Consider the following 25,653-nt stretch of genomic DNA (forward strand, 5'->3'; position numbering starts at 1 on the left):
AGGACGTCGTGGCAGCCGTGGTTCAAAGCTGGCCGAGGAACTCTCGCACAGTGAGCGCGAGTTTCGGGTCCTGCATCGCCATGTGCATGGTGGCGCGCACCAGGCCGGCCTTGTTGCCGCAATCGAAACGGGTGCCTTCGAAGCGGTAGGCCAGCACCTTGCCTTGCTCTTTCAGCAGCGCGTCGATCGCGTCAGTAAGCTGGATCTCGCCGCCGGCACCGGGCGTGGTCTGCTCCAGCAGCTGGAAGATGCGGCCAGGCAACACGTAGCGGCCGACCACGGCCAGGTTCGACGGTGCGTTGGCCGGCTTGGGCTTCTCGACCATGTGGCGGATCAGGGCGCTGCGATCGTCGACCGGTGTGGCATCGACGATGCCGTACTTGTCAGTGTCGGTGTGCGGCACTTCCTCCACCGCGATCACGCCGGCCTGCTGCGCCTCGGCGAGCTCCGCCATCTGCCGCAGCGCGCCCTTGCCGGCGCCGTTCCAGATCAGGTCGTCAGGCAGGATCACGCCGAACGGCTCGTCGCCGACCACCGGCTTGGCGCACAGCACGGCATGGCCCAGGCCGAGCGCCTCGGGCTGGGTCACGAAGATCGCCCGCACGTGCCGCGGCAAGGTGCCTTGCACCAGCGCCAGCAGCTCGGCCTTGCCCTTCTCGTGCAGCTTCGATTCCAGCTCGTAGGCCTTGTCGAAGTAGTCGGCGATCGCGTGCTTGTAGCGGTTGGTGACGAACACCAGGGTGTCGGCACCTGCATCCACCGCTTCGTCGACGGCGTACTGGATCAGCGGCTTGTCGAGCACCGGCAGCATTTCCTTGGCGACCACCTTGGTCGCCGGCAGGAAGCGCGTGCCGAGTCCGGCTACGGGAAACACCACTTTGCGCAGGGGCTTGCTCACTCATTGATCTCCGGGTTGGCACGGCGGATCGACACCACGTTGTCAGGCTGCGCCGCTTCGCTCCAGCGGAACGAGGGCAACAGGCTGGACACGCAGCGGCGAAGTTCTTCCTCATTGAAAATGTCGGCCGCCTCGGCGGCCTTGTGCAGCAGGGCCTGCAGCAACTCCCACGACACCTCGCGATGCTGCGCCAGGAAAATCTTGGCATGCGTGGTGGCGCTGTAGTTCTCCAGCGGATGGAACAGCTCCTCGAACAGTTTCTCGCCCGCGCGCAGGCCGGTGTAGACGATCGGGATCTCGCTGCCCGGCTTCTTGCCGGCGAGGCGGATCATCTGCTCGGCCAGGTCGCGGATCTTCACCGGCTCGCCCATGTCGAGCGCGAAGATCTCGCCGCCCTTGCCAATGCTGGCGGTCTGCAGGATCAGCTGGCAGGCCTCGGGAATGGTCATGAAGTAGCGCGAGATTTCCGGGTGCGTCACGGTGACCGGGCCGCCGTCGCGGATCTGCCGGCGGAACAGCGGCACCACCGAGCCGGCCGAATCCAGCACGTTGCCGAAACGCACGGTCATGAAGCGGGTATCGGTCTGCGCGTCGAGGTTCTGGCAGTAGATTTCCGCCACGCGCTTGCAGGCACCCATCACGCTGGTGGGGTTGACCGCCTTGTCGGTGGAGATCAGCACGAAACACGCCACCCCGACCGAACAGGCCGCGTCGGCCACCGTGCGGGTACCCAGCGCGTTGTTGCAGAACGCGGCGCGCAGCTGGCCTTGCAGCATCGGCACGTGCTTGTACGCCGCGGCGTGGAATACCACCTGCGGCTGCGCCTCCGCAAACACCTTGCGCATCGCCACCTGGTCGCAGCAATTGGCCAGGATGCCGTCGAGGATCAGCTCCGGGAAATGGTTGCGCAGCTCCTGGGTAATCCGGTAGAGGTTGTACTCGCTCACCTCCACCACGGTCAGCGCCTGTGCACCGAGCCGCGCCACCTGCCGGCACAGTTCCGAGCCGATCGAACCACCACCACCGGTGATCAGCACGCGCCGCCCGCTCAGGGTCTCGCGGATCGCGGTCCAGTCCAGTTCCACCGTGTCGCGGCCGAGCAAATCCTCGATCGCCACCTCCTTGATCTGGTTCAGCTGGGCACGGCCCGCCACGATGTCCTCGATGCGCGGCACCGTGCGGTAGGGCAGATCGGTGCTGTCGCACAGGGCCACCACGCGCCGCATCTCGGCCGTCGTGGCCCCGGGCATGGCGATCAGCAGCATGTCGGCGGCCGCGCTGCGCACCAGCTCGGGCAGCTCGTCGAGCCGGCCCAGCACCGGGCGACCGTTGATGCTGGCGCCACGCAGGCTGGGCGCGTCGTCGACAAAGCCGACCACCGCATAGCGGTTGTCGCGGCGAAGATCGCGCGACAGCACTTCGCCGGCGCGGTCGGCGCCCACGATCAGCACCCGTTTGGCGTCGCTCCCCTTGAACAGATCGGCGCGGCTGTCCTTCCAGTAGCGATAGGCCAGCCGGGGACCGCCCAGCAACACGGCGAGCAGTCCCGGATACAACACGAACACCGAGCGCGGTACGCCCAGCAGGCGGTCATACAGAAACAGGCACAGTCCGATCGCCAGCGTGCCGATGACCGCGGCACGCACGATGTTCACCAGATCCGGCAGGCTGGCGAAGCGCCAGACGCTCTTGTACAGCCCGGTCCAGCGGAAGATCAGCCCCTGCACCAGCAGCACAATCGGGAACTCGAGCAGCTGGAAACCGAACACCTCGTCCGGGCGCAGCGTGTAGCGCAGCCACTTGGCGATCCACCAGGCCAGCGCCGCCATCAGCAGATCGTGGACGACGACCGCTACCCGCGGGTGAATGAAGCCGACAAGCTTACGCAGTGACATGGAGGCCCTTGCTCGGGTGGCGCCGCACCAGGCGACGTTTCAGATACAACCACATGATCGCTGCCCCTGCATAAACGACCATGGTAATCGCCAAGGCGGCGTGCAGATGACTCCAGGCCAACCAGGTCATCGGGGCCGCTACCAGCAGGTTCCAGCCAAGGTAGGCCGCATCCACCGATGCATGGCTGCCGGCGCGGCGCGCCAGCCATTGATACAGGTGTTCACGGTGGGCGCTGTACCAGCGACGCCCCCGCCACATCCGCGTCAACAGGGTCAGGCTGGCATCCACCACGAACGCCGACGACAGGATCAACGCCGGCCACAGCCACGCCGGATTCGCCCGCCACAGCATCGCACTGAATGCGAACACCAGCAGGCCCACGCTGCCGCTGCCCACGTCCCCCAGGAAGATCCGCGCCGGCGGCCAGTTGAACCACCCGAACGCCAGCGCCGACGCCGCCAGACAGGCCGCGGCCAGCGCCAGCGCAGGCAGGTTCGCTGCCCACGCCAGCACGGCCAGGCCGCCGCCCACGAAAGCCGCCTGCTGCGCCAGCAAACCGTCGATGCCATCCATGAAGTTGTGCAGGTTGATGCTCCACGCGCCGCCGACCAGCAACAACGGCAACCACCACCAGGCCGGCGACCAGGCCTGCAGCCCGACGCACAGCAAGGCGCAGGCAACCAATTGCACGGCCAGTCGCGGCCAGGCCGGAAGCGGATGATGGTCGTCCCACCAGCCCGCCAGCGCCACCAGCAGCAAGGCCACGCACGACAACCCGAGCAGCCCGGGCGCGGGAACCGCCGCGTGCAGACTCCAGGCGACGCCGGGCAGGCACACCAGCATGGCGACGACGATGCCGATGCCGCCGCCGCGCGGGGTCGGCACCTGATGCGAGCGGCGTTGTCCGGGCAGGTCGAGCATGCCGCGCCGATGCGCGTAACCGACCGCGGCGCGTACCAGCAGTGCGGTAACCAGGAAGGCTGCCAGCAACCATCCGATGGTCATCAGCATGGCCATGTCACTCGCCGGCCACCCCGTGGATCGGCCGGATCGTGCTCCAGCTCTTGCAACTGGGGCACTGCCAGTGGTGCGCCTTGGCCCCGAACCCGCAACGGTTGCAGCGGTACATCGCCTGCCCTTCGAGCAGCTTGCGGGTGAGATCGCGCAGGATCAGGAAATTCTCGCGCGCCTCGCCTTCGATCTTGTCCATCGTGGCGTCGAGCAGGGTCATCAGCCCGCGCACCGACGGCCGCTGGCGCAACTGCGCGGTGAGAAAGTCGACCGCCACGCGCTCGCCGTCGCGCTGGCGATACAGGTTGGTCAGCGCCAGGATCGGCGAAACGCCGTGATAGCGCGCCATCAGGGTGCGCAGGAAGGTCTCGGCGCGGTCCATCTGCCGCACGCGGGCATAGCTGTTGAGCAGCGGCGGCAGGATGTCGGGAGTGAAGGCGCTGTCGGCCCTGATCGCCGCCTCCAGCGCGTCGATGGCCTCGGCATGCTGCCCGTCCTCGGCATGCAGGCGTCCGGTGAGCATGAAGGCGCGCACGCAATCGGGCTGGCATTCGAACGCCTGGCGCAGGTATTCCCGCGCCTCGGCACGGGCGCCATGCTGACGCGCGCGCTCGGCGAGCTCACAGTAGAACTGGGCGATCATCGGCGCCTCGTCGTCGCCGGTCATCACCTCCAGCCGCCGCGCGTGCTCGATCGCCTTGTGCCAGTCGCGCTCGTGCTGGTAGATCGAGATCAGATGGCGCAGCGCCGAGGGCGCGTGCGAGTTCATCGCCACCAGGTCGGCGAACAAGGCCTCGGCACGATCGAGCAGGCCCGAGCGCATGTAGTCCTCGCCGAGCTCCAGCAGGGCCACGGTCTTCATTGCGTCGGACAGGCCCGGTCGCGAGACCAGGTGCTGGTGCAGCCGGATCGCCCGATCCACCTCGCCGCGACGGCGAAACAGGTTGCCCAGGGCGAGGTGCGTCTCCACCGTGTCGCGGTTGTATTCGGCGAGTTTCAGGAAGACTTCGATGGCCTTGTCCTGCTCCTCGTTGAGCAGGTAGTTCAGGCCGCGGAAATAATCCGACGACAAGGTGCTGACGTCGACGCCGGCCCGCCGCGCAACCACCAGGCGCGAAGCCCACCAACCCAGCACGAAGGCGACGGGGAGCAGTGCGGCCAGCACATACAGGGGATTCATGGCTTGGCCGGCGGCTTCCTGTCCGCGCCCGTAGTGCGTCGCGAACGCCGTGGCCGCACACCGAGCCACGCGGTCACCCCGCCCAGCAACCAGCCCACCACCAGGGCGCCCAGCAGCGCGGCTCCCTTGGGCAACTGCAGTTGGGCAAAGCCGAAGTCGTAGCCGACCATTTCCGCATTCAGCGCGCCCAGCACGATGCCGGCGGCGACGAAAACGGCCAGAATGATGAGGGCAAGCAATCGCATGCTCGAACTTTACCCGATTGGCGCAGTCGGGCACAGGCGCTGCCGCCGCCAGCCGTCCTGCAGGCAAAAAGAAGGCAGGACCGGCTCGCGCCGCCTGCCTCGCATTCTCCGGTCGATGGACTCAACCGGCACTGTTCTCCAGGTCAAGATTGACGCGCTCGCGCAATTCCTTGCCCGGCTTGAAATGGGGAACGTGCTTGCCTGGCAGGGCCACGGCTTCGCCGGTCTTGGGGTTGCGCCCCATCCGCGGCGGCCGGTAGTGCAACGCAAAGCTGCCGAAGCCGCGCACCTCGATGCGTTCGCCCTGGGCCAGCGCCAGGCTCATCTGTTCGATGACGCTCTTGACGGCCATCTCGACGTCGGCGAACGCGAGGTGGGTCTGGCGCCTGGCCAGCGCTTCGATCAATTCGGATTTGGTCATGGGCCCCAATGTCCGTGACGTGAAACAGCGGGGCGGCGACGTGCCGCCCCGCGTCGTGCCTGCAACGAGAGATCAGTCGGCCTTGTTGAACTGTTCCTTCAACAACGCGCCGAGCTTGGTCGTGCCACTGGCGGCCGAAGAGTAGTCGACCGCGGCTTCGGGGGCGTCTTCCTCGTCCTTGGCGCGAATCGAGAGCGCCAGCTGGCGACCCTTGCGATCCATGCCGGTGAACTTGGCCTCGACCTTGTCGCCCACCTTCAGGTGCTGGGTAGCGTCGTCGATGCGCTCCTTGGCGATGTCGTTGGCGCGCAGGTAACCCTCCACGCCCTCGCCCAGGTCGATCACGGCACCCTTGGCGTCGACTTCCTTGACCGTGCCGTTGACGATCGTGCCACGCGGGTTGGCCGCCATGAACTGGCCGAACGGATCCTGCTCCATCTGCTTGATCCCGAGGCTGATGCGCTCGCGCTCCGGGTCGACGGCCAGCACCACCGCCTCGATCTCCTCGCCCTTCTTGAAGTCGCGCACGAGATCTTCGCCGGATACCTGCCACGAGATGTCGGACAGATGCACCAGGCCGTCGATGCCGCCTTCCAGGCCGATGAACACGCCGAAGTCGGTGATCGACTTGATCTGGCCGGAGACCTTGTCGCCCTTCTTGTGCATGGCGGCGAAGGCTTCCCACGGGTTCGAACGGGTCTGCTTGATGCCCAGCGAGATGCGGCGACGCTCTTCATCCACGTCCAGCACGGTCACTTCGGTCTCGTCGCCGACCTGCACCACCTTGGCCGGGTTGACGTTCTTGTTGGTCCAGTCCATCTCGGACACGTGCACCAGGCCTTCCACACCCGGCTCGATCTCGACGAAGCAGCCGTAATCGGTGACGTTGGAGACCTTGCCGAAGATGCGGCTGCCGACCGGGTAGCGACGCGAGATGTTCACCCACGGGTCGTCGCCCAGCTGCTTCAGGCCCAGCGACACGCGGTTGCGCTCCTTGTCGTACTTCAGCACGCGCACGTCGAGCTCGTCGCCGACGTTGACCACCTCGGACGGATGGCGCACGCGCTTCCACGCCATGTCGGTGATGTGCAACAGGCCGTCGATGCCGCCCAGGTCCACGAACGCGCCGTAATCGGTGAGGTTCTTCACCACACCCTTGACGACGGCGCCTTCCACCAGGCGTTCCAGCAGCTTCTCGCGCTCCTCGGAGAACTCGGTCTCGACGACGGCGCGGCGGCTGACCACCACGTTGTTGCGCTTGCGATCCAGCTTGATGATCTTGAACTCGAGTTCCTTGCCCTCGAGGTAGGTCGGCTCGCGCACCGGGCGCACGTCGACCAGCGAACCGGGCAGGAACGCGCGGACATCCTTGATGTCGACGGTGAAACCGCCCTTGACCTTGCCGGAAATCATGCCGACGATGGTCTCTTCCTTGTCGAACGCCTGCTCCAGGTCGTCCCACACCATCGAGCGCTTGGCCTTCTCGCGCGACAGCTTGGTCTCGCCGAAACCGTCTTCCAGGGCTTCGAGGGCTACCTTCACCTCGTCGCCAACCTGCACCTCCAGCACACCTTCCTCGTTCTTGAACTGCTCGATCGGGACGATGCCTTCGCTCTTCAGGCCTGCATTGATCACGACGACGTCGTTGCGGATTTCCACGACGATGCCGGTGACGATGGCGCCGGGCTTCAGCTTGGAGATGGCCTGCTGGCTCTGTTCAAACAGTTCGGCAAAACTTTCAGTCATGTTGATTCCATAGTGGGAAAAGACCTTGGGTCCGCTGCGCTGGGTTGGTTGTTGCGCACGAACTTCCCGGTCCACCGGTTGGGGGTGGCCGCGACGGCCCTGCGGGGCCGAACGTTGTCACCGTGGTTCAAAACCCCCTGCCGCGGCAGGGGCACAAAAGCCGCCGCGCAATCCGCTCAGGACTGCACGACGGCAAGTACTTTCGCCACGACCTCGTCGATGGCCATGCCGGTGGTGTCCACCAGCACCGCATCATCGGCGGGCTTGAGTGGCGCGACCGCACGCGATGCATCGCGGCTGTCACGCGCCTCAATTTCGCGCTGAAGGCCGGCAAGTGTAACGCTGAGCCCCTTTTCCTTCAACTGCTTATAGCGTCTTTTCGCCCGCTCGGCGGCGCTCGCGGTGAGGAAAACCTTGAACGCGGCATCCGGGAAGATCACCGTGCCCATGTCGCGCCCGTCCGCCACCAGCCCGGGCGCCTTGCGAAAGCCCAACTGCAGCGCCACCAGGGCCTCGCGCACGCTGGGCATGGAGGCGATCGCCGACGCCGCGGCACCGGCCGTTTCCGTGCGCAACTCGTCGGTGGCATCGTGACCGTTGACGATCACCCGCGCCCCGCCTCCCGTCTCGGCGGCGCGAAACTGGATCTTCGTCGTCTGGGCGCAGCGGGCCATCGCATCGGCATCGGACAGGTCCAGCCCGGCCATGCCGGCGGCGTAGCCCACCGCGCGATACAACGCCCCGGAATCCAGCAGGCGCCAGCCCAGCCGCTCTGCCACCAGCGCACTGATCGTGCCCTTGCCCGACCCGGACGGCCCGTCGATGGCAAGCACGGGAACGGCGGCGGCATGGCTCATCGAAGCATCCTGGCGGCGTGGAGAGCGCGCAGTCTAACGCGTTGACCCACTTCCGAACGCGTGCTATCCATCCCGTTTCCCGCCCGCCGCAGGTCCATTGCCCCATGAACGATCTGCGTCGAGAGTTCGAGCAAGCTGCCGAAGATGTCAAAGGCCTGGCCAAACGGCCGGACAACGACACCCTGCTCAAGCTCTACGCCCTGTACAAGCAGGGCACCGAGGGCGACCTCAAGCGGACCCTGCCGGGCTTTTTCGATTTCGTGGGCACTGCCAAGCACGAAGCCTGGGCGCAGTTGAACGGCGTTCCTGTCGAGGAAGCCATGCGCCGCTACATCGCCCTGGTGCAGCAACTGCTGGCCTGACAGCTCCGTCTCCCGCCCCGCTTGCTTTTGCAGGCCCATTGCCGGCACATTCATACGATCGTTTGAAGCCGCGTGGATCGCATGAACTATCCCAAGCTGTTCGCCCCGCTGGATCTGGGCCACGTCACTTTGGCCAACCGCATCCTGATGGGTTCGATGCACACCGGGCTGGAAGATCGCGCCCGCGACTACGACAAACTGGCCGCCTATTTCGCCGAACGCGCCCGCGGCGGCGTGGGACTGATGGTCACCGGCGGCATCTCGCCCAGCATCGAGGGCTGGCTGAAGCCCTTCGGCGGTCGGCTCACGATGCCCTGGCACAAGCCGCGCCACCGCAAGCTCACCGCCGCCGTCCATGCCGAAGGCGGCCGAATCTGCATGCAGATCCTGCACGCCGGGCGCTACGGCTATCACCCGCTGTCCGTGGCGCCGTCGCGGATCAAGTCGCCGATCACGCCCTTCACGCCGCGCGCGCTGTCGCCACGCGGCGTCGAGCGCACCATCGGCGACTTCGTCCGCTGCGCGCAACTGGCCCGGGAAGCGGGCTACGACGGCGTCGAGGTGATGGGATCGGAGGGTTACCTGATCAACGAATTCATCGCCGCGCGCACCAACCGGCGCGACGATGCATGGGGCGGCGATGCGCAGCGACGCATGCGCTTTCCGGTGGAGGTCGTGCGGCGCACACGCGAGGCCGTCGGCCGCGACTTCATCATCATCTATCGCCTGTCGATGCTGGACCTGGTCGACGACGGCCAGAACTGGGACGAGATCGCGGCCCTGGCCAAGGCCGTCGAGACCGCCGGCGCCAGCATCATCAACACCGGCATCGGCTGGCATGAGGCGCGCGTGCCGACCATCGTCACCAGCGTGCCCCGCGCCGGTTTCGCCTGGGTCACGCGCCGTCTGATGGGCGAGGTCTCGATCCCGCTGGTGGCCACCAATCGCATCAACATGCCGGAGGTGGCCGAACGCATCCTTGCCGATGGCGACGCCGACATGGTCTCGATGGCGCGCCCGCTGCTGGCCGACCCGGCGTGGGTGAACAAGGCCAGGGCCGGCCGCAGCGAGCGCATCAACACCTGCATCGCGTGCAACCAGGCCTGCCTGGACCACGTGTTCCAGAACAAGCGCGCCAGCTGTCTGGTCAACCCGCGCGCCTGCCACGAAACAGAGTTGAAGATCGAGCCGACCCGTGTGCCCAAGCGCATCGCGGTGATCGGCGCCGGCCCCGCCGGCATGGCTTGCGCCAGCACGCTGGGCGAGCGCGGCCACCGGGTGACCCTGATCGACCGCGCCGACGAGATCGGCGGGCAGTTCAACGTCGCCAAGCGGATCCCGGGCAAGGAAGAGTTCCACGAAACCCTGCGCTACTTCGGCCACCAGCTGCGCGATACCGGCGTCGAGCTGCGTCTGCGCGAGAACGCCGACGTTGCCATGCTGCGCGATGGCGGCTACAACGAGGTGGTCGTTGCCACCGGCGTCACCCCGCGCCAGGTCGATTTCCCCGGCAGCGACGACCCGCGCGTGCTGGGCTATCTCGACGTGCTGGCGCGGGACCGACCCGTAGGCGCAAGAGTGGCCATCATCGGCGCTGGCGGGATCGGGTTCGACGTGGCCGAGTTTCTCGTCGAACGCGCGCCCTCGCCCACCACCGACGTCGCCCGCTGGACGCGCGAATGGGGCGTGGACATGGCGCTGCACGCTCGCAGCGGCCTGCTGGACGCGCGACCGGAGGCGCCAGCGCGACAGGTCTGGCTGCTGCAGCGCAGCGAAGGACGCCCCGGCGCCCGACTCAACAAGACCACCGGCTGGGTGCATCGCGCCACCTTGAAGGCCAAGCAGGTGACCATGCTGGGCAAGGTCGGCTACGAGCGCTTCGACGACCGCGGATTGCACATCACGCTCGACGGCAAGCCGCAGGTCCTGCCGGTCGACAACGTGGTCGTCTGCGCCGGCCAGGAGCCAGATCGTCGACTGGCCGATGCCCTCATCGCCGCGGGCATGAGCGTGCACGTGATCGGCGGGGCCGACGTGGCCGCGGAGCTCGATGCCAAACGCGCCATCGCGCAGGGCACGGCGCTGGCGGCGCGACTCTGAACGGGCCGCGACGACGCCAGCGCGGCACCGCAAAAGAAAGCGCCCCGCATGGTGCGACGCATCGACATGGGTTCAGGGGGGGAGTTGAACCAGATGTCGTATTCAGCGTCGCTGCGGGGCGAGGGCCACCGCCACTGGGGGAGGGGATAGTGGGGCGACGCGGTGATTTTATGATCGACCGAATAAAGTATCCAATATATATTTACGCTCGTTTTTATTCGACTTTGCTATATGTTTGATTTCCGCCAGTTGCGCTACTTCGTGGCCGTCGCCGAGGAGCTGAGCTTCACGCGGGCCGCCTTGCGCCTGCATCTTTCGCAGCCGCCCCTGTCGCAGCAGATCAAGTCACTGGAGCAGGATCTGGGCGTGCGCCTGCTGGAGCGGAGCAAACGCCATGTCTCGCTGACGGAACCGGGCCGGGTATTTCTCGAACAGGCCAGGCACCTCCTTGCCAAGGCAGACGAGGCGCGCAGCCAGGTCGTCGCCGCTGCCGCCGGCCACAGCGGCCACCTGCGCCTGGCCTACACCGTGTCGGCATCGTTCCACCCGGCACTGCCGCGAATCCTGCTCCGTTACGGACAAGTGGCGCCCAAGGTGGGACTGAAACTCGACGAGATGTACACCGAGCCGCAATTCGCCGCGCTGCTGGGCGGCGAGATCGACGCCGGCTTCGTCCGTGGCGAGCCGGCGCACCTGCAGGACGCGCGCAACCTGAGACTCAGCGTGATCGACCGCGAGCCGCTGTTGCTTGCCATGCCGGCGGGGCACCGGCTGGCCGGACGCAGCAGCGTCGACCTTGCCGAGGTTGCCAGTGATGCCTTCGTGTCGCAGCCACGTGCGCTCGCCGCGACGCTGTATGACCGCCTGGTGACGCTGGCGCAACACGCCGGGTTCCAGCCCGCCATCGTCCAGCACGCCCAGCAGATCAACGGCTTGCTGGCGCTGGTCGCCGCCGGATTGGGACTGGCGCTGGTGCCGTCCAGCCTGCGGACGGTGCGGCTGCCCGGTGTTGCCTATGTGCCGCTGGAGGACCCGAACGCCTTTCTGCTGCTGGCCGTGGCCTGCCGGGCCAACGACCCCTCACCGGCGCTGCAACAGTTCCTGGCCACCGTCACGGAAGTGGCTGTCGCGCCAGGCTTGTGAGCTGCCGCGAGCCTCGTTATACTTGCGAGCTTGAGTTTTTCATTTGGTGTCAGGAGCCTGCCGTGAAGGTGCTTAATTCTCTGAAGTCCGCCAAGGCGCGGCACCGCGATTGCAAGATCGTGCGTCGTCGCGGCAAGGTGTTCGTGATCTGCAAGAGCAACCCCCGTTTCAAGGCTCGCCAGCGCTGAGTAGTCGCGCACGTGCCGGCAAAAAAAGGCCGCTCATGCGGCCTTTTTTTGTGCGCGTGTGGAATCGGGCCTGCGAGGTGCTTCACGACGGCTGAAGGGGCGGTCATGCGAAAGCCGTCCTGATCCCGGGCGGACCGCAAGATGGATTCCGTGTTCGCGCGAATGACGAAAGCAGGCCGGCACGCGACCATCCCCGCCCTTGGCGTCGAGGCTGAGTCTTTCCAACCCCTCAGTCGTAGTGGACGTCGATGATTTCGTAGTGTTTGACGCCGTTGGGCGCGGTGAACTCGAAGCTGTCGCCGGCGCTCTTGCCGATCAGGGCGCGGGCGATCGGCGAGGAGACGGCAATCAGGTTCTGCTTGATGTCCGCCTCCAGGTCGCCGACGATCTGGTAGGTCACCGGGGTGCCGCTGTCCTCATCCTCCAGGTCGACGGTCGCGCCGAAGACCACCCGCTTGCCCGCATTGAGCCGCGACACGTCGATGACTTCGGCGGTCGACAGCAACCCTTCGAGCTGGGCGATGCGCCCCTCGGTGAAGCTCTGCAGTTCGCGCGCGGCGTGGTACTCGGCGTTCTCCTTGAGATCGCCGTGCGCCCTAGCCTCCGCGATGGCCGCGATGATGCGCGGGCGCTCGATGGATTTCAGCCGTTCCAGTTCCGCGCGCAGGCGTTCGGAACCGGTTTTGGTGATCGGGGCACGACTCATGCGCTCAGCTCCTGATGCAGTTCCTGCAGGCTGTGGACCTCACCACCGCCACGGAAATCCAGCGAGTGCACCAGCGCGCGGGCACCAGCCACCGTGGTCGAGTAGGTGACGCGGTGCTGCAGCGCCTCGCGGCGGATCGAGAAGGAATCGGCGATCGCCTGTTTCCCCTCGGTGGTGTTGACGATGTAGACGATTTCGCCGTTCTTGATCGCGTCGACGATGTGCGGCCGGCCTTCCATCACCTTGTTGATGCGCTCGCACTTTACGCCATGCGCGGTCAGGTAGCTGGCGGTGCCGGCGGTCGCCACCAGGCTGAACCCGCGCGCGATGACTTCGGCGGCCACCGGCAACAGCAGCTCCTTGTCGCCGTCACGCACCGACAGGAACACCTTGCCCAACGACGGCGGCCGGATGCCCGCGGCCTCGTGGCCACGCGCGAACGCCGCGCCGAAGCTGCGCCCGACGCCCATGACCTCGCCGGTGGAGCGCATCTCCGGTCCCAGGATGGGATCGACGTTCTGGAACTTCAGGAACGGGAAGATCGCCTCCTTCACCGAGAAGTACGACGGGATCACTTCGCGTGTCGCGTTCATGCTCTCCAGCGAACGCCCGGCCATCACGCGCGCGGCAATCTTGGCCAGCGGCACGCCGGTAGCCTTGGACACGAACGGCACCGTGCGCGAGGCGCGCGGGTTCACTTCCAGGATGTAGACCGTCTCGCCCTGGATCGCGAACTGGGTGTTCATCAGGCCGACGACCTTCAGCTCCTTCGCCATCGCGCTGACCTGGCGGCGCAGCTCGTCCTGGATATCGGCGCTCAGCGAATACGGCGGCAGCGAGCAGGACGAATCGCCCGAATGCACGCCCGCCTCCTCGATGTGCTCCATGATGCCGCCGATCAGCACGGTGCCAGCGGCATCGGCGATCACGTCCACGTCGACTTCGACCGCGTGGTCGAGGAAGCGGTCCAGCAACACCGGCGAATCGTTCGACACTTTCACCGCGTCGCGGATGTAGCGCGACAGGTCGGCGTCGTCGTGCACGACTTCCATCGCGCGGCCACCAAGCACGTAGCTCGGGCGCACCACCAGCGGGTAGCCGATCTCGCGGGCCAGCGCCAGCGCCTCGTCGGCGTTGCGCGCGGTGCGGTTCGGCGGCTGCTTCAGCCCGATCTTCTCGATCATCTGCTGGAAGCGCTCGCGATCCTCGGCCAGGTCGATCGAGTCGGGGCTGGTGCCGATGATCGGCACGCCGGCCGCTTCCAGCGCACGCGCCAGCTTCAGCGGGGTCTGCCCGCCGTACTGCACGATCACGCCCTTGGGCTTTTCGAGGTGGACGATTTCCAGCACGTCTTCCAGGGTCACCGGCTCGAAATACAGCCGGTCGGAAGTGTCGTAGTCGGTCGACACGGTTTCCGGATTGCAGTTGACCATGATGGTTTCATAGCCGTCCTCGCGCAGCGCGAGCGACGCATGCACGCAGCAATAGTCGAACTCGATGCCCTGCCCGATGCGGTTCGGGCCGCCGCCGAGGACGATGATCTTGTCGCGATCGGTGGGCAGCGCCTCGCACTCTTCCTCGTAGGTCGAGTACATGTAGGCGGTGCCGGTGACAAACTCGGCGGCACAGGAATCCACCCGCTTGTACACCGGACGCACGCCCAGAGTGTGGCGCAGGTGGCGCACCGAGGCCTCGTCGGTACCGAGCAGCTCGGCGATGCGTGCGTCGGCGAAGCCGAGTCGCTTGAGTTCACGCAGACGCGGGGCGTCGAGCGCGGTAATGCCTTGCCGGGTGATCTCCGTCTCGGCCAGCACGATGTCCTCGAACGCGGCGAGGAACCAGGGATCGACCCGGCTTAGCTCGAACACCTCCTCCAGCGACAGGCCGGCGCGGAACGCATCGGCCAGGTGGAACACGCGATCGGGACGCGGCTCGCGCAGCTCCCGCTTGAGCACCGCCAGACCGTCGTCGGTGCCGATGTCCAGGCCGGTGGGATTGAGGCCGGTCTTGCCGATTTCCAGCCCGCGCAAGGCTTTCTGCAGCGACTCCTGGAAGGTACGGCCGATCGCCATCACCTCGCCGACGGATTTCATCTGCGTGGTCAGGCGCGCATCGGCCGCGGGAAACTTCTCGAAGGCGAAACGCGGGATCTTGGTAACCACGTAGTCGATCGACGGCTCGAACGAGGCCGGGGTCCGACCGCCGGTGATGTCGTTCTTCAATTCGTCCAGCGTGTAGCCCACCGCCAGCTTGGCGGCGACCTTGGCGATCGGGAAGCCGGTGGCCTTCGACGCCAGCGCCGAGGAGCGCGACACGCGCGGATTCATCTCGATCACCACCACGCGACCGTCGTCGGGGTTGATGCCGAACTGCACGTTGGAGCCGCCGGTATCCACGCCGATCTTGCGCAGCACCGCGATGGAGGCATCGCGCAGGCGCTGGTATTCCTTGTCGGTGAGCGTCTGCGCCGGTGCCACGGTGATCGAGTCGCCGGTGTGCACGCCCATCGGATCGAGGTTCTCGATGGCGCAGATGATGATGCAGTTGTCCGCGGTGTCGCGGACCACTTCCATCTCGAACTCCTTCCATCCCAGCACGGATTCGTCGATCAGCACCTCGTGGGTGGGCGACATGTCGAGGCCACGCTTGACGATGGTCTCGAACTCTTCCTTGTTGTAGGCGATGCCGCCGCCGGTGCCGCCCAGCGTGAAGCTGGGCCGGATGATCACCGGGAAACCGAGTCGGGCCTGGATCTCCACTGCATGCTCGAAGTTCTTGGCCACGTCCGACTTGGGGCTGTCCAGCCCGATCTCGGTCATCGCCCGCTTGAACAGCTCGCGGTCCTCGGCCATGCGGATCGCTTCGCGCCGGGCGCCGATCAGCTCGACGTCGTACTTCTCCAGCACGCCGTGGTCGGCAAGGTCCAGCGCGCAATTGAGCGCGGTCTGCCCACCCATCGTCGGCAGCACCGCATCCGGGCGCTCCTTGGCGATGATGCGTTCCACCGTCTGCCAGTTGATCGGCTCGATGTACACCGCGTCGGCGGTGTCCGGATCGGTCATGATCGTGGCGGGATTGGAGTTGACCAGGATGACGCGGAAGCCTTCTTCCTTCAGCGCCTTGCAGGCCTGCGCGCCGGAGTAGTCGAACTCGCAGGCCTGGCCGATCACGATCGGGCCGGCGCCGATGATAAGCACGCTCTTGATGTCATTGCGCTTGGGCATCTCAGCGAGCCTCCTGCATCAGCTTGGCGAAACGTTGGAACAGATAGCCCATGTCATGCGGTCCCGGGCTGGCCTCGGGATGGCCCTGGAAACAGAAGGCCGGGCGATCTGTCAGCGCGAAACCCTGCAGCGAACCGTCGAACAGCGAGCGGTGGGTCAGCCGCACATGGGCCGGCAGACTGGCCGGATCGACCGCGAAACCGTGGTTCTGCGAGGTGATCAGCACGCGGCCGTCGTCCAGATCCTTCACCGGATGGTTGGCGCCGTGGTGGCCGTATTTCATCTTCAGCGTGCGTCCGCCCAACGCCAGCCCCATCAGTTGATGGCCCAGGCAGATGCCGAACAGCGGAATCTTCGCGTCGAGGAAGACGCGCGTCGCCTCGATCGCGTAATCGCACGCAGCGGGATCGCCCGGGCCGTTGGAAAGGAACACGCCATGGGGCTGCATCGCCAGCACCTCCGCGGCGGGAGTCTGCGGCGGCACCACGGTAATGTCGCAACCCTGCTCGGCCAGCAGGCGCAGGATGTTGAGCTTGGTGCCGAAGTCGTAGGCCACCACCTTGAACTGCATGGCCGGCTGGTTGAACGCCGTGCGATCGAGGTCATAGCAGCCCTGATTCCATCTGTAGGGCTTGCCGGTGCCCACGACCTTGGCCAAGTCCATTCCGGCGAGGCCGGAGAAGCCGCGCGCCTTGGCCAGGGCATCTTCCGCGTCGACCTGCGCGCCCGCCACGATGCAACCGGCCAGCGCGCCCTTCTCGCGCAGTATGCGGGTCAGCCGGCGCGTGTCGATCCCGGCGATGGCCACCGTGCCGTGGTCGGCGAGGTAGTCGGGCAAGCTGCGAGTGGAGCGCCAGTTGCTGGCACGCCGCGGCACGTCGCGCACGATCAGGCCGGCGGCATGCACGAGATTCGACTCCACATCCACCTCGTTGACACCAGTGTTGCCGACGTGCGGGTAGGTCAGCGTGACGATCTGGCGCGCGTAGGAGGGATCGGTGAGGATCTCCTGATAACCGGTCATGGCGGTATTGAAGACCACTTCGCCGACCGTTTCGCCAACGGCGCCGATGGCGTGGCCATGAAAAATGCTGCCGTCTTCGAGGGCCAGCAGGGCAGGATGCGACATAACAAGGACCGCCTTTTTGATGCAGCAAAGTCCGCAAGCCGCAGTATTGCTGGCTTGTGGAGTTTGGAGGGGAAGCTTTCCGGGCGGGTCGCAATGATAGGCTGCAGGCACGTTCCTGTCCACCTTGCGGCAGCATGAATCGGCCGATGCCCGGTGCGTCGCGTATGGAGCGCGAACGGTACACTAGGCCTCATTTCAATGGAGCTGGACGTCCCATGGGTGCCGTCGTACTGCTGGACCCCGCGCGTCTCGATCGCCCGGATACCACGATCCGGCACCAGCCTTTCCCGTTCATGGTCGCCCACGGACAACTGCCCGACGAGATGCGTGCGGATCTCGATCGCGATTTCCCGCGCTATGCCAGCGCCGGATTCTTCCCCTACGAACCGGCCGATTGCGGCGCCAGCGTCAATGCGCTGATCGAGGGCCTGACCTCCCCGGAGTTCGCCCGCGCCATCGGCAAGCGCCTGGGCATCGAGGAGCTGGATCGCTATCCCACCCTGGTTACCCTGTGCCGCATGCTCAACAAGCGCCATGGCACGATCCACACCGACAGCCGGTCGAAGATCGCCACCGCCCTGCTCTACCTCAACGGCCAATGGCCTGACACCAGCGCCGGCTGCCTGCGATTCCTGCACAGCATGGACGACATCGACGCGATGGTGATGCCCGAGCTGATTCCACTGTACGGCGAGTTTGCGGTGTTCAAGCGCTGCGACAACTCCTTCCACGGCCATTTGCCGTACGAGGGCGAACGCCGCGTCATCCAGGTCGCCTGGCTCACCAGCGAGGAAGAGAAGCTGCGCAAGACCCGTCGCGGCAAGTTCTCGCGGGCGTTCAAGAAGGTTTTCGGCGGCCTCGACCGGAAGTTCGGCGCCAGCCGGGGCCGCAACGCCGCGCACCGCGATTGAGCCGGGAGCAGGCTCCGGCAGCGCCGGAGGAAGTGCCTCAGGGCCGCGTGGCGATGACGTCGTCCAGCCGCCACTGACCGGCTGGCCGGCCTGCGAGCCAGTGCGCCGCATGCAGCGCGCCACGCGCGAAGATCGAGCGATCGGTGGCGCGGTGGACCAGCTCCAGCCGCTCGCCCTGACCGATCAGCATGACCTGGTGCTCGCCCACGATGTCGCCACCGCGGATCACGGCGAAACCGATGCTGCCGTCGACGCGCTCGCCGCCACGCTCGAATGCCGCCGCAGCCTCCAGCGTGGTGTGGCGTGCGGCCGCCGCCGCCTCGCCAAGCGCCAGGGCGGTGCCGGATGGTGCATCGCGCTTGCGACCGTGGTGCGCTTCGACGATCTCCAGATCCCAGGCCGGCAGGGCCGACGCCGCCTCGCGCAACAGCCGCGCCAGCATCGCCACGCCGAGGCTGAAGTTGGCGGCGCGCAGGACCGCGATCTGCCGCGCGGCATCGGCCAACCGCGACGTCAGCGCGCCGTCGATGCCGGTGGTGCCGCTGACCAGTGCGATGCCGCGCTCCAGACAATGGTCGAGCGCAGCTCCCAGCGCCGCAGGCGTGCTGAAATCGACAATGACGTCGATCGGCGGCGCCTGCGTCCAGTCATGCGCGTAACGAAGGGTTCCGTTTGCCACACCGGGCACGGGCTGGCCGGCGTGGATCGACCCCGGCGCCACCACGGCATGCACCAGTTCGGCGTCGCCGTCGGCACCCAGCAAGTCGAGCAAGGCGCGGCCCATGCGGCCGGAGGCACCGTTCACGGCGAGTCGAAAGGGGCGTGTCATCGGCGCAGCATTCCTCGGGGTCAGGCGTCCATGCTAACCGCGCAGCCCGGCCGCGGGGTGGCGGCCGCAGGCCCGCTTCGCCTCAGGCGGTCACGCGGGACCAGAATTTCTTCACGCCGTCGACCCAGCCCTTGGCGCGCGGCGTGTGCTTGTCGGCGTCGCTGCCGCTGAACGTGGCCTCCAGCGACTCCAGCAGCTCGCGTTGCTGGCGCGTCAGGCGCACCGGCGTTTCCACCACCACCCGACAAATCAGGTCGCCGTGGCGGCTGCTGCGCACCGACTTGACGCCGCGGCCGCGCAGGCGGAACTGCGCGCCGGTCTGCGTCTCCGGCGGAATGCTTATCGGGACTTCGCCCTCCAGCGTCGGCACCGGCAACTGGGCGCCCAGCGCAGCCTGCGAAAAGCGGATCGGCAGTTCGCAATACAGGTCGCTGCCGTCGCGCTGGAAGATCGCATGCTCGCGCACGCGCACTTCCACGTAGAGGTCGCCGGCAGGCGTGCCGGACGGGCCGGCCTCGCCCTGCCCGCTCAGGCGAATGCGGTCACCGTTGTCGACGCCCTCGGGGATCTGCACGGACAGCGTGCGGGTCTCCTCGATGCGTCCCTCGCCGTGGCACTTGCGGCAGGGATTCTCGATTGCCTGGCCGGTGCCGCCGCAATGCGGGCAAGCCTGCTGGATCGAGAAGATGCCGTTCTGCATGCGCACCTGGCCGTGGCCATGGCAGGTCGCGCACTTGGCTACCTTGCCGTCGGCCGAACCGCTGCCGTTGCAGTGATGGCAATTGACCTGGGTGGGGATCTCGATCTGCTTGCTGACGCCGAACACGGCTTCCTCGAGGTCGAGATCCATGATGTAGCGCAGGTCCGAGCCGCGGCGCGGCCGGCCGCGGCCACCGCCATTCCTGCCGAAGATGTCGCCGAAGATGTCGCCGAAGATGTCGCCCACGTCGCCGAACCCGGCGCCGCCGCGGCCGCCCATGCCGCCTTCGAACGCCGCGTGGCCGTGCTGGTCGTACAAGGCACGCTTGCGCTCGTCGGACAGCACTTCGTAGGCCTCCTTGGCCTCCTTGAACTTGTCCTGCGCGGTCGGGTCGTCGGGGCAACGATCCGGGTGGTACTTCATGGCCAGCCGACGGAAGGACTTCTTCAGTTCGACTTCGGTGACGGTGCGTTCCACACCCAGCACTTCGTAGTAATCACGCTTGCTCATTCATGCATCCACATGCTCGTCCGCCCCATGGCACCATCCGCAAAACCGCCCGCGCCAGGAACGTTCCTGGCGCGGGCTGGCCATCGGGCAGTGCCGATGACGATGCCGCTTACTTCTTGTCGTCTTTCACTTCGGTGAACTCGGCATCGACCACGTCGTCCGGCTGCGCCGAGCCGCCCGGCGCGGACTGCGCGCCGGCATCGGCCGGACCGCCCTGCGCCGCGGCGTAGAGCGCCTGGGCCACCTGTTCCAGCTTCTCGACCTTGGCCTCGATCGCCGCCTTGTCGTCACCATCCTTGGCCTTTTCCAGATCCGACAACGCGCCTTCGATCGTGGACAGCTGGTCGGCCGGCACCTTGCCGCCGTGTTCCTTCAGCGCGCTGCGGGTGGCATGCACCAGTTGGTCGGCCTTGTTGCGGGTGGCGACCAGCTCGTGGAACTTCTTGTCCTCTTCCTTGTTCGCCTCGGCATCGGCGACCATGCGCTGGATTTCCTCGTCGGACAGGCCCGAGCCGGCCTTGATCTCGATCTTCTGTTCCTTGCCGGTCTTCTTGTCCTTGGCCGACACATGCAGGATGCCGTTGGCGTCGATGTCGAAGGTGACCTCGATCTGCGGCATGCCGCGCGGCGCCGGCTCGATGCCCTGCAGGTCGAACTTGCCCAGCGACTTGTTCGCGCTGGCGCGCTCGCGCTCGCCCTGCAGCACGTGCACGGTCACCGCGGTCTGGTTGTCGTCGGCGGTGGAGAAGGTCTGCGCCGCCTTGGTCGGCACGGTGGTGTTCTTCTCGATCAGCTTGGTCATCACGCCGCCCATGGTCTCGATGCCCAGCGACAGCGGGGTCACGTCGAGCAGCAGCACGTCCTTGACCGAACCACCCAGCACGCCGCCCTGGATCGCCGCGCCCACGGCGACGGCCTCGTCCGGGTTGACGTCCTTGCGCGGCTCCTTGCCGAAGAAGTCCTTCACTGCCTCCTGCACCTTGGGCATGCGGGTCTGGCCGCCGACCAGGATCACGTCGTTGATGTCGGACACGCGCAGGCCGGCGTCATTCAGCGCGGTGCGGCACGGCTCGATGGTGCGCTTGACCAGATCCTCCACCAGCGCCTCGAGCTTGGCCCGGGTCAGCTTGATGTTGAGGTGCTTCGGGCCGGACGCGTCGGCCGTCACGTACGGCAGGTTCACGTCGGTCTGGTGGTTGGAGGACAGCTCGATCTTGGCGCGCTCGGCCGCATCCTTCAGGCGCTGCAGCGCCAGCGGGTCCTTGCGCAGGTCGATGCCCTGCTCCTTCTGGAACTCCTCGACCAGGTAGTCGATGACGCGCATGTCGAAGTCTTCGCCACCGAGGAAGGTGTCGCCGTTGGTGGCCAGCACCTCGAACTGCTTCTCGCCGTCGACTTCGGCGATCTCGATGATCGACACGTCGAAGGTGCCGCCGCCGAGGTCATAGACCACGATCTTGCGGTCGCCGCCCTTCTTGTCCAAGCCATAGGCCAGCGCGGCCGCGGTCGGCTCGTTGATGATGCGCTTCACTTCCAGGCCGGCGATCCGGCCGGCGTCCTTGGTCGCCTGGCGCTGGCTGTCGTTGAAGTAGGCAGGCACCGTGATCACCGCCTCGGTGATCGTCTCGCCGAGGTAGTCCTCGGCAGTCTTCTTCATCTTCATCAGCACCTTGGCGGAGATTTCCTGCGGCGCCATCTTCTTGCCGTCGGAGGTCTGCACCCAGGCGTCGCCGTTGTCGTGCGCCACGATGCCGAACGGCACGATGTTCAGGTCCTTCTGCACCTCGGCGTCGTTGAACTTGCGACCGATCAGGCGCTTCACCGCGTAGAAGGTGTTCTTCGGGTTGGTCACGCTCTGGCGCTTGGCCGAGGCACCGACCAGCACCTCGCCGTCCTTGGTGAAGGCGACGATGGAGGGCGTGGTGCGATCGCCTTCCGAGTTCTCGATGACCTTGGTCGTGCTGCCGTCCATCACGGACACGCAGGAGTTCGTGGTGCCCAGGTCGATGCCGATGATCTTGCCCATGTTCATGCTCCGAATCTATTGGCGGCCCGGCGGCCGCGATGGTTTCCAGATGGGGTTCTGCCGCAGCGATTCAATGCCGACGGCGGCGTGCGATGCGCTCAGTCCTTCGCCACGGCGACCAGCGCCGGACGCAGCAGGCGATCGTTCAGCACGTAGCCTTTCTGCAGCACGCTGACCACGGTGCCCGGCGCCTGGCCGGGGGCCGCGACCATGCTCACCGCATGGTGGCGCTCGGGATCGAGCGGCTGGCCGATCGGATCGACCTGCGCCATGCCGTGGTTCCCGGCGACCTTGAGCAGCGCTTTCAGGGTGAGACCGAGGCCCTCGCGTATCGAGGCGACGTCGCCGCCCTCGGCTGCCAGGCCGCTCTCCAGTCCGTCGTATACCGGCAGCAATTCGTTCAGCAGTTTCTCGTTGGCAAACCGCCGGGCCTGCTCCAGGTCCCGATGCAGGCGCCGACGCTGGTTCTCGATCTCCGCCTTCTCGCGCAAGACCGTTTCCTGCAGCTCGGCGTTGATCGCCTCCAGTTCGGCCACGCGGGCCTGCAGCTTGGCGAACTGGTCGCCGTCGACGGCTGGTGCCGACCCGGGGTCCATGGCCTCGTCATGCGCCTGGGTGTCGTTGTCGTGCATGCGTCACTCCCAACAAAAAGTTCGCGGCCGGCACCGTGGCCCGCCATCCAAATCAACCAGAAATCCCGCCTCTGCTGCCGGTTATAGGGTCACCGCGACCCGATTCAAGGCGTCGCTCAGCAATCCGGCCGTGGCCTGCACGACCGGAATCACCCGCTCGTAGGCCATGCGCGTGGGTCCGATCACGCCGACCGCGCCGAGCATTCGCCCCTGCGCGCCATAGCTGGCCGTGACCACGCTGCAACCATCCAGTGCCGCGAAGCCCGACTCCTCGCCGATGAACAGCCGTACCCCCGGCGCCTTCGCGCAGACTTCCATCAGCTGGAGCAGCTCGTTCTTCTGCTGGAACGCGTCGAACAGGTCGCGCAGCCGCTGCAGGTCGGCCAGCTCGGCGCAGGCCATCAGGTTGGTCTGCCCGCTGACCAGCATGTCGGCATCGCTGGCCTGCGGCGCGAACGAGGCCGTGGCCAGCTCCACCGTACTGGCCAGCAGCCGGTTGAGCTCGCTGCCGGTTTCGCGTACCTCGGCCAGCAGGTGGGCGCGGATATCGTCCACGCGCAGCCCGGCGAAGTGGGTGTTGAGATAATTGGCCGCCCGCTCCAGCTCACCGGCGGGCAACGGCTTGAGCAGTTGCACGATGCGGTTCTGCACCTGGTTGTCGGTAAACACCAGGATCACCAGCACCCGCGCATCGGGCAGGGCCACGAAGTCGATGTGGCGCAGCGGGAAGTCGGCCTGGCGCGGCACCGTCACCACGCCGGCAAAGCGGGTCATCGCCGAGAGCAAAGTCGACACGTTGCCGAGCAGGTCGCGCGTGGTGGCAGGCCCCGGTGGCAGTTCGCTCTGCAAGCGCGCCAGCTCGGCGCGCGGCAAGGGCTGCAACTCGATCAGGCTGTCCACGAACAGGCGCAGGCCGCGCGGCGTGGGTACGCGGCCTGACGAGGTGTGCGGCGAAGCGACCAGGCCGGCGTCTTCCAGGTCGGCCATGATGTTGCGGATCGTCGCCGGACTGACGTCCAGCCCCGAGGAGCGCGCCAGCGTGCGCGACCCCACCGGCTCGCCGTCGACCAGATACTGGGAGATCAGCGCGCGCAGCAGGCGCCGCGTGCGGGCATCGAGGTCATGGCCGTGTGGAAGGATCATGTCCGTAGCAGTTCCTGAGACCCGACAGAAATAAGGTCTGCACGCGCGGCTTGCAAGCGAATGCGGTGTTTTGCCCACCCGGGCTCCCGCTACAATTCTCCCATTCCAATGCCGAACTGCCCATGCTCACTTCGCTCTATGTCCGCCATTTTGCCGTCGTCGAGGCCGCCGAGGTGTCTTTCGGCCCCGGCCTGACCGTGGTCAGCGGCGAGACCGGCGCCGGCAAGTCGCTGCTGGTCGACGCGTTGATGCTGCTGACCGGCGCACGCGCCGACAGCGGCATGATCCGCGCGGACAGCGACCGCGCCGAGTTGGCCGCGGAGTTCGATTTGACCGGACTGCCCGACGCGCAGGCATGGTTGCGCCGAGAGGAACTCGACGAAGACGGCAACTGCCAGTTGCGGCGAGTGTTGCGTGCCGAAGGCAGCTCCCGCGCCTGGATCAACGGCCGCCCCGCCAACACGCGCCAGCTCGGAGAGCTGGCCGCCTTGCTGGTCGAGATCCACGGCCAGCATGAACACCAGGCGCTGCTCTCGCGGGCCCATCAGCTGGCCTTGCTCGACGCTTATGCGGGCCACGATGACTTGATCGCCCAGGTGCGCCGCCAGGCGGAGCAGTGGCGCGAGTTGAACCAGCGCATGCACAAGCTCAGTGGCGGCGAGGATCACGAACTTCGGCTGGAGCTGCTGCGCCATGAATTGGCGGAACTGGAGCAATGGGCGCTGCCACCCACCGAACTGGCCGAACTGGAGGCCAACCACAAGCGCCTGGCCAACGCCGACCGCCTGGCGGAAGGCAGCGCCGGCGTGGTGGAACTGCTCGATGGCGAGGGCGAGTTCGCCCTGCGCCGGGCACTGGGTCGAGCGCATGCCGAGCTGGGCAAGCTCGCGGCCCTGGACGACCGGCTGACACCCTGGCTGGAGCTGCTCGACAACGCCGGTATCCAGTTGGGCGAAGCCGCCGACGGCTTGGGCCGCTATGCGCAAGACGTCGACCTCGATCCGGCCGGCTACGCCGCGCTCGACCAGCAGCTGAGCCATCTGCACGCGCTCTCGCGCCGCCACCGGCTGCCGCCGGAAGCCCTGCACGAGAGGCTGCTGGCGCTGCGCGCCGAGCACGCCGAACTCGAAGGCGCCGGCGACGCACTGGAACAGTTGAGCGGTCAGCTTCAGCGCCTGCAACAGGAATACTCCCGCGCGGCGGACCTGCTGGGTCAATCGCGCATGGCTGCCGCGACGAAGCTCGGCGAGGAAGTCAGTGCGCTGATGGGCGAACTCGGCATGGCCGGTGGCGTACTGCGCGTCGAGCTGGTGCCGACGCCCGGCGACGAACCCGACGCCCAGGGCCGGGAGCGCTGCGAGCTGCTGGTCAGCGCCAATCCTGGCCAGCCACCGCGGCCGCTGCGCAAGGTCGCCTCCGGCGGCGAACTTGCGCGCATCAGTCTGGCCATCGAAGTGGCTACGTTGGGCAAGGATTCGATCGGCAGCATGGTCTTCGATGAGGTCGACAGCGGCATCGGCGGCGCGGTCGCCGAGGTGGTCGGCCAGAAACTGCGTGCGCTGGGAAGCCGTCGCCAGGTGCTCTGCGTGACCCACCTGCCGCAGGTCGCCGCGCAAGGTCACGCCCACTTGCGGGTGAGCAAGCAGAGCGACGGCGACACCACCCGCACGCGGATCGAACAACTGGACGCCGCAGGCCGGCGCGACGAGCTGGCTCGCATGCTCGGCGGCGTGGAAATCACCCGCGAGACCCGGGCTCACGCCAGGCAGATGCTGGAGCGCGCGCAGGCGACCTGA

22 protein-coding genes are annotated in these 25,653 nt (G+C 66.8%); 6 read left to right on the plus strand and 16 right to left on the minus strand.

The window, feature by feature from the left end:
• Window positions 1-22 precede the first annotated feature (22 nt).
• From galU to cmk, 8 genes are all read right to left on the minus strand, one after another.
• Window positions 23-898 (minus strand): UTP--glucose-1-phosphate uridylyltransferase GalU, encoded by an 876-nt coding sequence (gene galU / locus ACVCMC_RS06125; protein ID WP_395118166.1) that lies wholly within the window; start codon window positions 896-898, stop codon window positions 23-25.
• Window positions 895-2,793 carry a polysaccharide biosynthesis protein gene (locus ACVCMC_RS06130; RefSeq protein WP_447099050.1) on the minus strand — a complete coding sequence of 633 codons (1,899 nt, stop codon included), beginning with the start codon at window positions 2,791-2,793 and terminating at the stop codon, window positions 895-897. The genes galU and ACVCMC_RS06130 overlap by 4 nt, the downstream gene beginning before the upstream one ends.
• The gene (locus ACVCMC_RS06135; RefSeq protein WP_447099459.1) at window positions 2,780-3,805 is read right to left on the minus strand and encodes an MraY family glycosyltransferase; all 1,026 of its coding nucleotides are present in this window, start codon (window positions 3,803-3,805) and stop codon (window positions 2,780-2,782) included. Before ACVCMC_RS06135 ends, ACVCMC_RS06130 begins: the two co-directional genes overlap by 14 nt.
• Before the next feature lie 7 nt (window positions 3,806-3,812).
• On the minus strand, window positions 3,813-4,985 hold the full coding sequence (lapB, locus tag ACVCMC_RS06140; protein WP_395118162.1) for a lipopolysaccharide assembly protein LapB: 1,173 nt from the start codon (window positions 4,983-4,985) through the stop codon (window positions 3,813-3,815).
• On the minus strand, window positions 4,982-5,230 hold the full coding sequence (locus ACVCMC_RS06145; protein WP_447099051.1) for a DUF1049 domain-containing protein: 249 nt from the start codon (window positions 5,228-5,230) through the stop codon (window positions 4,982-4,984). The genes lapB and ACVCMC_RS06145 overlap by 4 nt, the downstream gene beginning before the upstream one ends.
• Window positions 5,231-5,351: 121 nt before the next feature.
• The gene (locus tag ACVCMC_RS06150; RefSeq protein WP_395118158.1) at window positions 5,352-5,651 is read right to left on the minus strand and encodes an integration host factor subunit beta; all 300 of its coding nucleotides are present in this window, start codon (window positions 5,649-5,651) and stop codon (window positions 5,352-5,354) included.
• 72 nt (window positions 5,652-5,723) lie between these two features.
• Complete coding sequence (rpsA, locus tag ACVCMC_RS06155) at window positions 5,724-7,397, minus strand: 30S ribosomal protein S1 (RefSeq protein ID WP_395118156.1); 1,674 nt, start codon at window positions 7,395-7,397, stop codon at window positions 5,724-5,726.
• Between the two features lie 176 nt (window positions 7,398-7,573).
• The gene (gene cmk, locus ACVCMC_RS06160) at window positions 7,574-8,254 is read right to left on the minus strand and encodes a (d)CMP kinase (RefSeq protein ID WP_395118154.1); all 681 of its coding nucleotides are present in this window, start codon (window positions 8,252-8,254) and stop codon (window positions 7,574-7,576) included.
• A gap of 104 nt (window positions 8,255-8,358) precedes the next feature.
• Between cmk and ACVCMC_RS06165 the strand changes: the two genes are divergently transcribed.
• The 4 genes from ACVCMC_RS06165 to ykgO all read left to right on the plus strand — a co-directional run bounded on the left by ACVCMC_RS06165 (window position 8,359) and on the right by ykgO (window position 12,047).
• Window positions 8,359-8,616 (plus strand): acyl-CoA-binding protein, encoded by a 258-nt coding sequence (locus ACVCMC_RS06165; protein WP_447099052.1) that lies wholly within the window; start codon window positions 8,359-8,361, stop codon window positions 8,614-8,616.
• An 81-nt stretch (window positions 8,617-8,697) separates the two neighbouring features.
• Window positions 8,698-10,716, plus strand: a complete 2,019-nt coding sequence (locus ACVCMC_RS06170) for an oxidoreductase (RefSeq protein WP_447099053.1) — start codon at window positions 8,698-8,700, stop codon at window positions 10,714-10,716.
• 231 nt (window positions 10,717-10,947) lie between these two features.
• The gene (locus ACVCMC_RS06175; protein WP_447099054.1) at window positions 10,948-11,859 is read left to right on the plus strand and encodes a LysR substrate-binding domain-containing protein; all 912 of its coding nucleotides are present in this window, start codon (window positions 10,948-10,950) and stop codon (window positions 11,857-11,859) included.
• Window positions 11,860-11,921: 62 nt separating this feature from the next.
• Complete coding sequence (ykgO, locus tag ACVCMC_RS06180) at window positions 11,922-12,047, plus strand: type B 50S ribosomal protein L36 (protein WP_007080705.1); 126 nt, start codon at window positions 11,922-11,924, stop codon at window positions 12,045-12,047.
• 229 nt (window positions 12,048-12,276) lie between these two features.
• On the opposite strand, the gene greA is transcribed toward ykgO, so the two are convergent.
• The 3 genes from greA to carA are packed head-to-tail and all read right to left on the minus strand — an operon-like array spanning window position 12,277 to window position 17,106.
• Window positions 12,277-12,753: a transcription elongation factor GreA gene (gene greA, locus ACVCMC_RS06185; RefSeq protein WP_395118146.1), complete on the minus strand. Its 477-nt coding sequence runs from the start codon at window positions 12,751-12,753 to the stop codon at window positions 12,277-12,279.
• Window positions 12,750-15,977 (minus strand): carbamoyl-phosphate synthase large subunit, encoded by a 3,228-nt coding sequence (gene carB / locus ACVCMC_RS06190; RefSeq protein ID WP_395118144.1) that lies wholly within the window; start codon window positions 15,975-15,977, stop codon window positions 12,750-12,752. The genes greA and carB overlap by 4 nt, the downstream gene beginning before the upstream one ends.
• 1 nt (window position 15,978) lies before the next feature.
• A complete protein-coding gene (gene carA, locus ACVCMC_RS06195) occupies window positions 15,979-17,106 on the minus strand; it encodes a glutamine-hydrolyzing carbamoyl-phosphate synthase small subunit (protein WP_395118141.1) in 1,128 nt (375 codons plus the stop codon).
• A 215-nt stretch (window positions 17,107-17,321) separates the two neighbouring features.
• Here carA and ACVCMC_RS06200 point away from each other — a divergent pair, with 215 nt between their 5' ends.
• Window positions 17,322-18,017, plus strand: coding sequence for a 2OG-Fe(II) oxygenase (locus ACVCMC_RS06200; protein WP_395118139.1), 696 nt, complete (start codon window positions 17,322-17,324; stop codon window positions 18,015-18,017).
• Window positions 18,018-18,054: 37 nt separating this feature from the next.
• On the opposite strand, the gene dapB is transcribed toward ACVCMC_RS06200, so the two are convergent.
• From dapB to hrcA, 5 genes are all read right to left on the minus strand, one after another.
• Window positions 18,055-18,846 (minus strand): 4-hydroxy-tetrahydrodipicolinate reductase, encoded by a 792-nt coding sequence (gene dapB, locus ACVCMC_RS06205; protein WP_395118136.1) that lies wholly within the window; start codon window positions 18,844-18,846, stop codon window positions 18,055-18,057.
• Between the two features lie 82 nt (window positions 18,847-18,928).
• Window positions 18,929-20,056, minus strand: a complete 1,128-nt coding sequence (dnaJ, locus tag ACVCMC_RS06210; protein WP_395118134.1) for a molecular chaperone DnaJ — start codon at window positions 20,054-20,056, stop codon at window positions 18,929-18,931.
• Between the two features lie 109 nt (window positions 20,057-20,165).
• Window positions 20,166-22,082: a molecular chaperone DnaK gene (dnaK, locus tag ACVCMC_RS06215; RefSeq protein ID WP_447099055.1), complete on the minus strand. Its 1,917-nt coding sequence runs from the start codon at window positions 22,080-22,082 to the stop codon at window positions 20,166-20,168.
• Window positions 22,083-22,180: 98 nt separating this feature from the next.
• A complete protein-coding gene (grpE, locus tag ACVCMC_RS06220) occupies window positions 22,181-22,714 on the minus strand; it encodes a nucleotide exchange factor GrpE (protein WP_395118130.1) in 534 nt (177 codons plus the stop codon).
• Between the two features lie 81 nt (window positions 22,715-22,795).
• The gene (gene hrcA / locus ACVCMC_RS06225) at window positions 22,796-23,857 is read right to left on the minus strand and encodes a heat-inducible transcriptional repressor HrcA (RefSeq protein WP_395118128.1); all 1,062 of its coding nucleotides are present in this window, start codon (window positions 23,855-23,857) and stop codon (window positions 22,796-22,798) included.
• 122 nt (window positions 23,858-23,979) lie between these two features.
• On the opposite strand from hrcA, the gene recN reads away from it, so the two are divergent.
• Entirely contained in the window at window positions 23,980-25,653 is a 1,674-nt protein-coding gene (recN, locus tag ACVCMC_RS06230) for a DNA repair protein RecN (RefSeq protein ID WP_447099056.1), read from the plus strand.

Source organism: Rhodanobacter sp. UC4452_H20 (assembly GCF_052978205.1).

Excerpts from the sequence above, each read along its gene's own strand:
- ACVCMC_RS06130 (WP_447099050.1), bottom strand. The coding sequence starts at position 2,793 with ATGTCACTGCGTAAGCTTGTCGGCTTCATTCACCCGCGGGTAGCGGTC.
- ACVCMC_RS06135 (WP_447099459.1), bottom strand. The coding sequence starts at position 3,805 with ATGCTGATGACCATCGGATGGTTGCTGGCAGCCTTCCTGGTTACCGCA.
- lapB (WP_395118162.1), bottom strand. The coding sequence starts at position 4,985 with ATGAATCCCCTGTATGTGCTGGCCGCACTGCTCCCCGTCGCCTTCGTG.
- ACVCMC_RS06145 (WP_447099051.1), bottom strand. The coding sequence starts at position 5,230 with ATGCGATTGCTTGCCCTCATCATTCTGGCCGTTTTCGTCGCCGCCGGC.
- ACVCMC_RS06150 (WP_395118158.1), bottom strand. The coding sequence starts at position 5,651 with ATGACCAAATCCGAATTGATCGAAGCGCTGGCCAGGCGCCAGACCCAC.
- rpsA (WP_395118156.1), bottom strand. The coding sequence starts at position 7,397 with ATGACTGAAAGTTTTGCCGAACTGTTTGAACAGAGCCAGCAGGCCATC.
- cmk (WP_395118154.1), bottom strand. The coding sequence starts at position 8,254 with ATGAGCCATGCCGCCGCCGTTCCCGTGCTTGCCATCGACGGGCCGTCC.
- ACVCMC_RS06165 (WP_447099052.1), top strand. The coding sequence starts at position 8,359 with ATGAACGATCTGCGTCGAGAGTTCGAGCAAGCTGCCGAAGATGTCAAA.
- ACVCMC_RS06170 (WP_447099053.1), top strand. The coding sequence starts at position 8,698 with ATGAACTATCCCAAGCTGTTCGCCCCGCTGGATCTGGGCCACGTCACT.
- ACVCMC_RS06175 (WP_447099054.1), top strand. The coding sequence starts at position 10,948 with ATGTTTGATTTCCGCCAGTTGCGCTACTTCGTGGCCGTCGCCGAGGAG.
- greA (WP_395118146.1), bottom strand. The coding sequence starts at position 12,753 with ATGAGTCGTGCCCCGATCACCAAAACCGGTTCCGAACGCCTGCGCGCG.
- carB (WP_395118144.1), bottom strand. The coding sequence starts at position 15,977 with ATGCCCAAGCGCAATGACATCAAGAGCGTGCTTATCATCGGCGCCGGC.
- carA (WP_395118141.1), bottom strand. The coding sequence starts at position 17,106 with ATGTCGCATCCTGCCCTGCTGGCCCTCGAAGACGGCAGCATTTTTCAT.
- ACVCMC_RS06200 (WP_395118139.1), top strand. The coding sequence starts at position 17,322 with ATGGGTGCCGTCGTACTGCTGGACCCCGCGCGTCTCGATCGCCCGGAT.
- dapB (WP_395118136.1), bottom strand. The coding sequence starts at position 18,846 with ATGACACGCCCCTTTCGACTCGCCGTGAACGGTGCCTCCGGCCGCATG.
- dnaJ (WP_395118134.1), bottom strand. The coding sequence starts at position 20,056 with ATGAGCAAGCGTGATTACTACGAAGTGCTGGGTGTGGAACGCACCGTC.
- dnaK (WP_447099055.1), bottom strand. The coding sequence starts at position 22,082 with ATGGGCAAGATCATCGGCATCGACCTGGGCACCACGAACTCCTGCGTG.
- grpE (WP_395118130.1), bottom strand. The coding sequence starts at position 22,714 with ATGCACGACAACGACACCCAGGCGCATGACGAGGCCATGGACCCCGGG.
- hrcA (WP_395118128.1), bottom strand. The coding sequence starts at position 23,857 with ATGATCCTTCCACACGGCCATGACCTCGATGCCCGCACGCGGCGCCTG.
- recN (WP_447099056.1), top strand. The coding sequence starts at position 23,980 with ATGCTCACTTCGCTCTATGTCCGCCATTTTGCCGTCGTCGAGGCCGCC.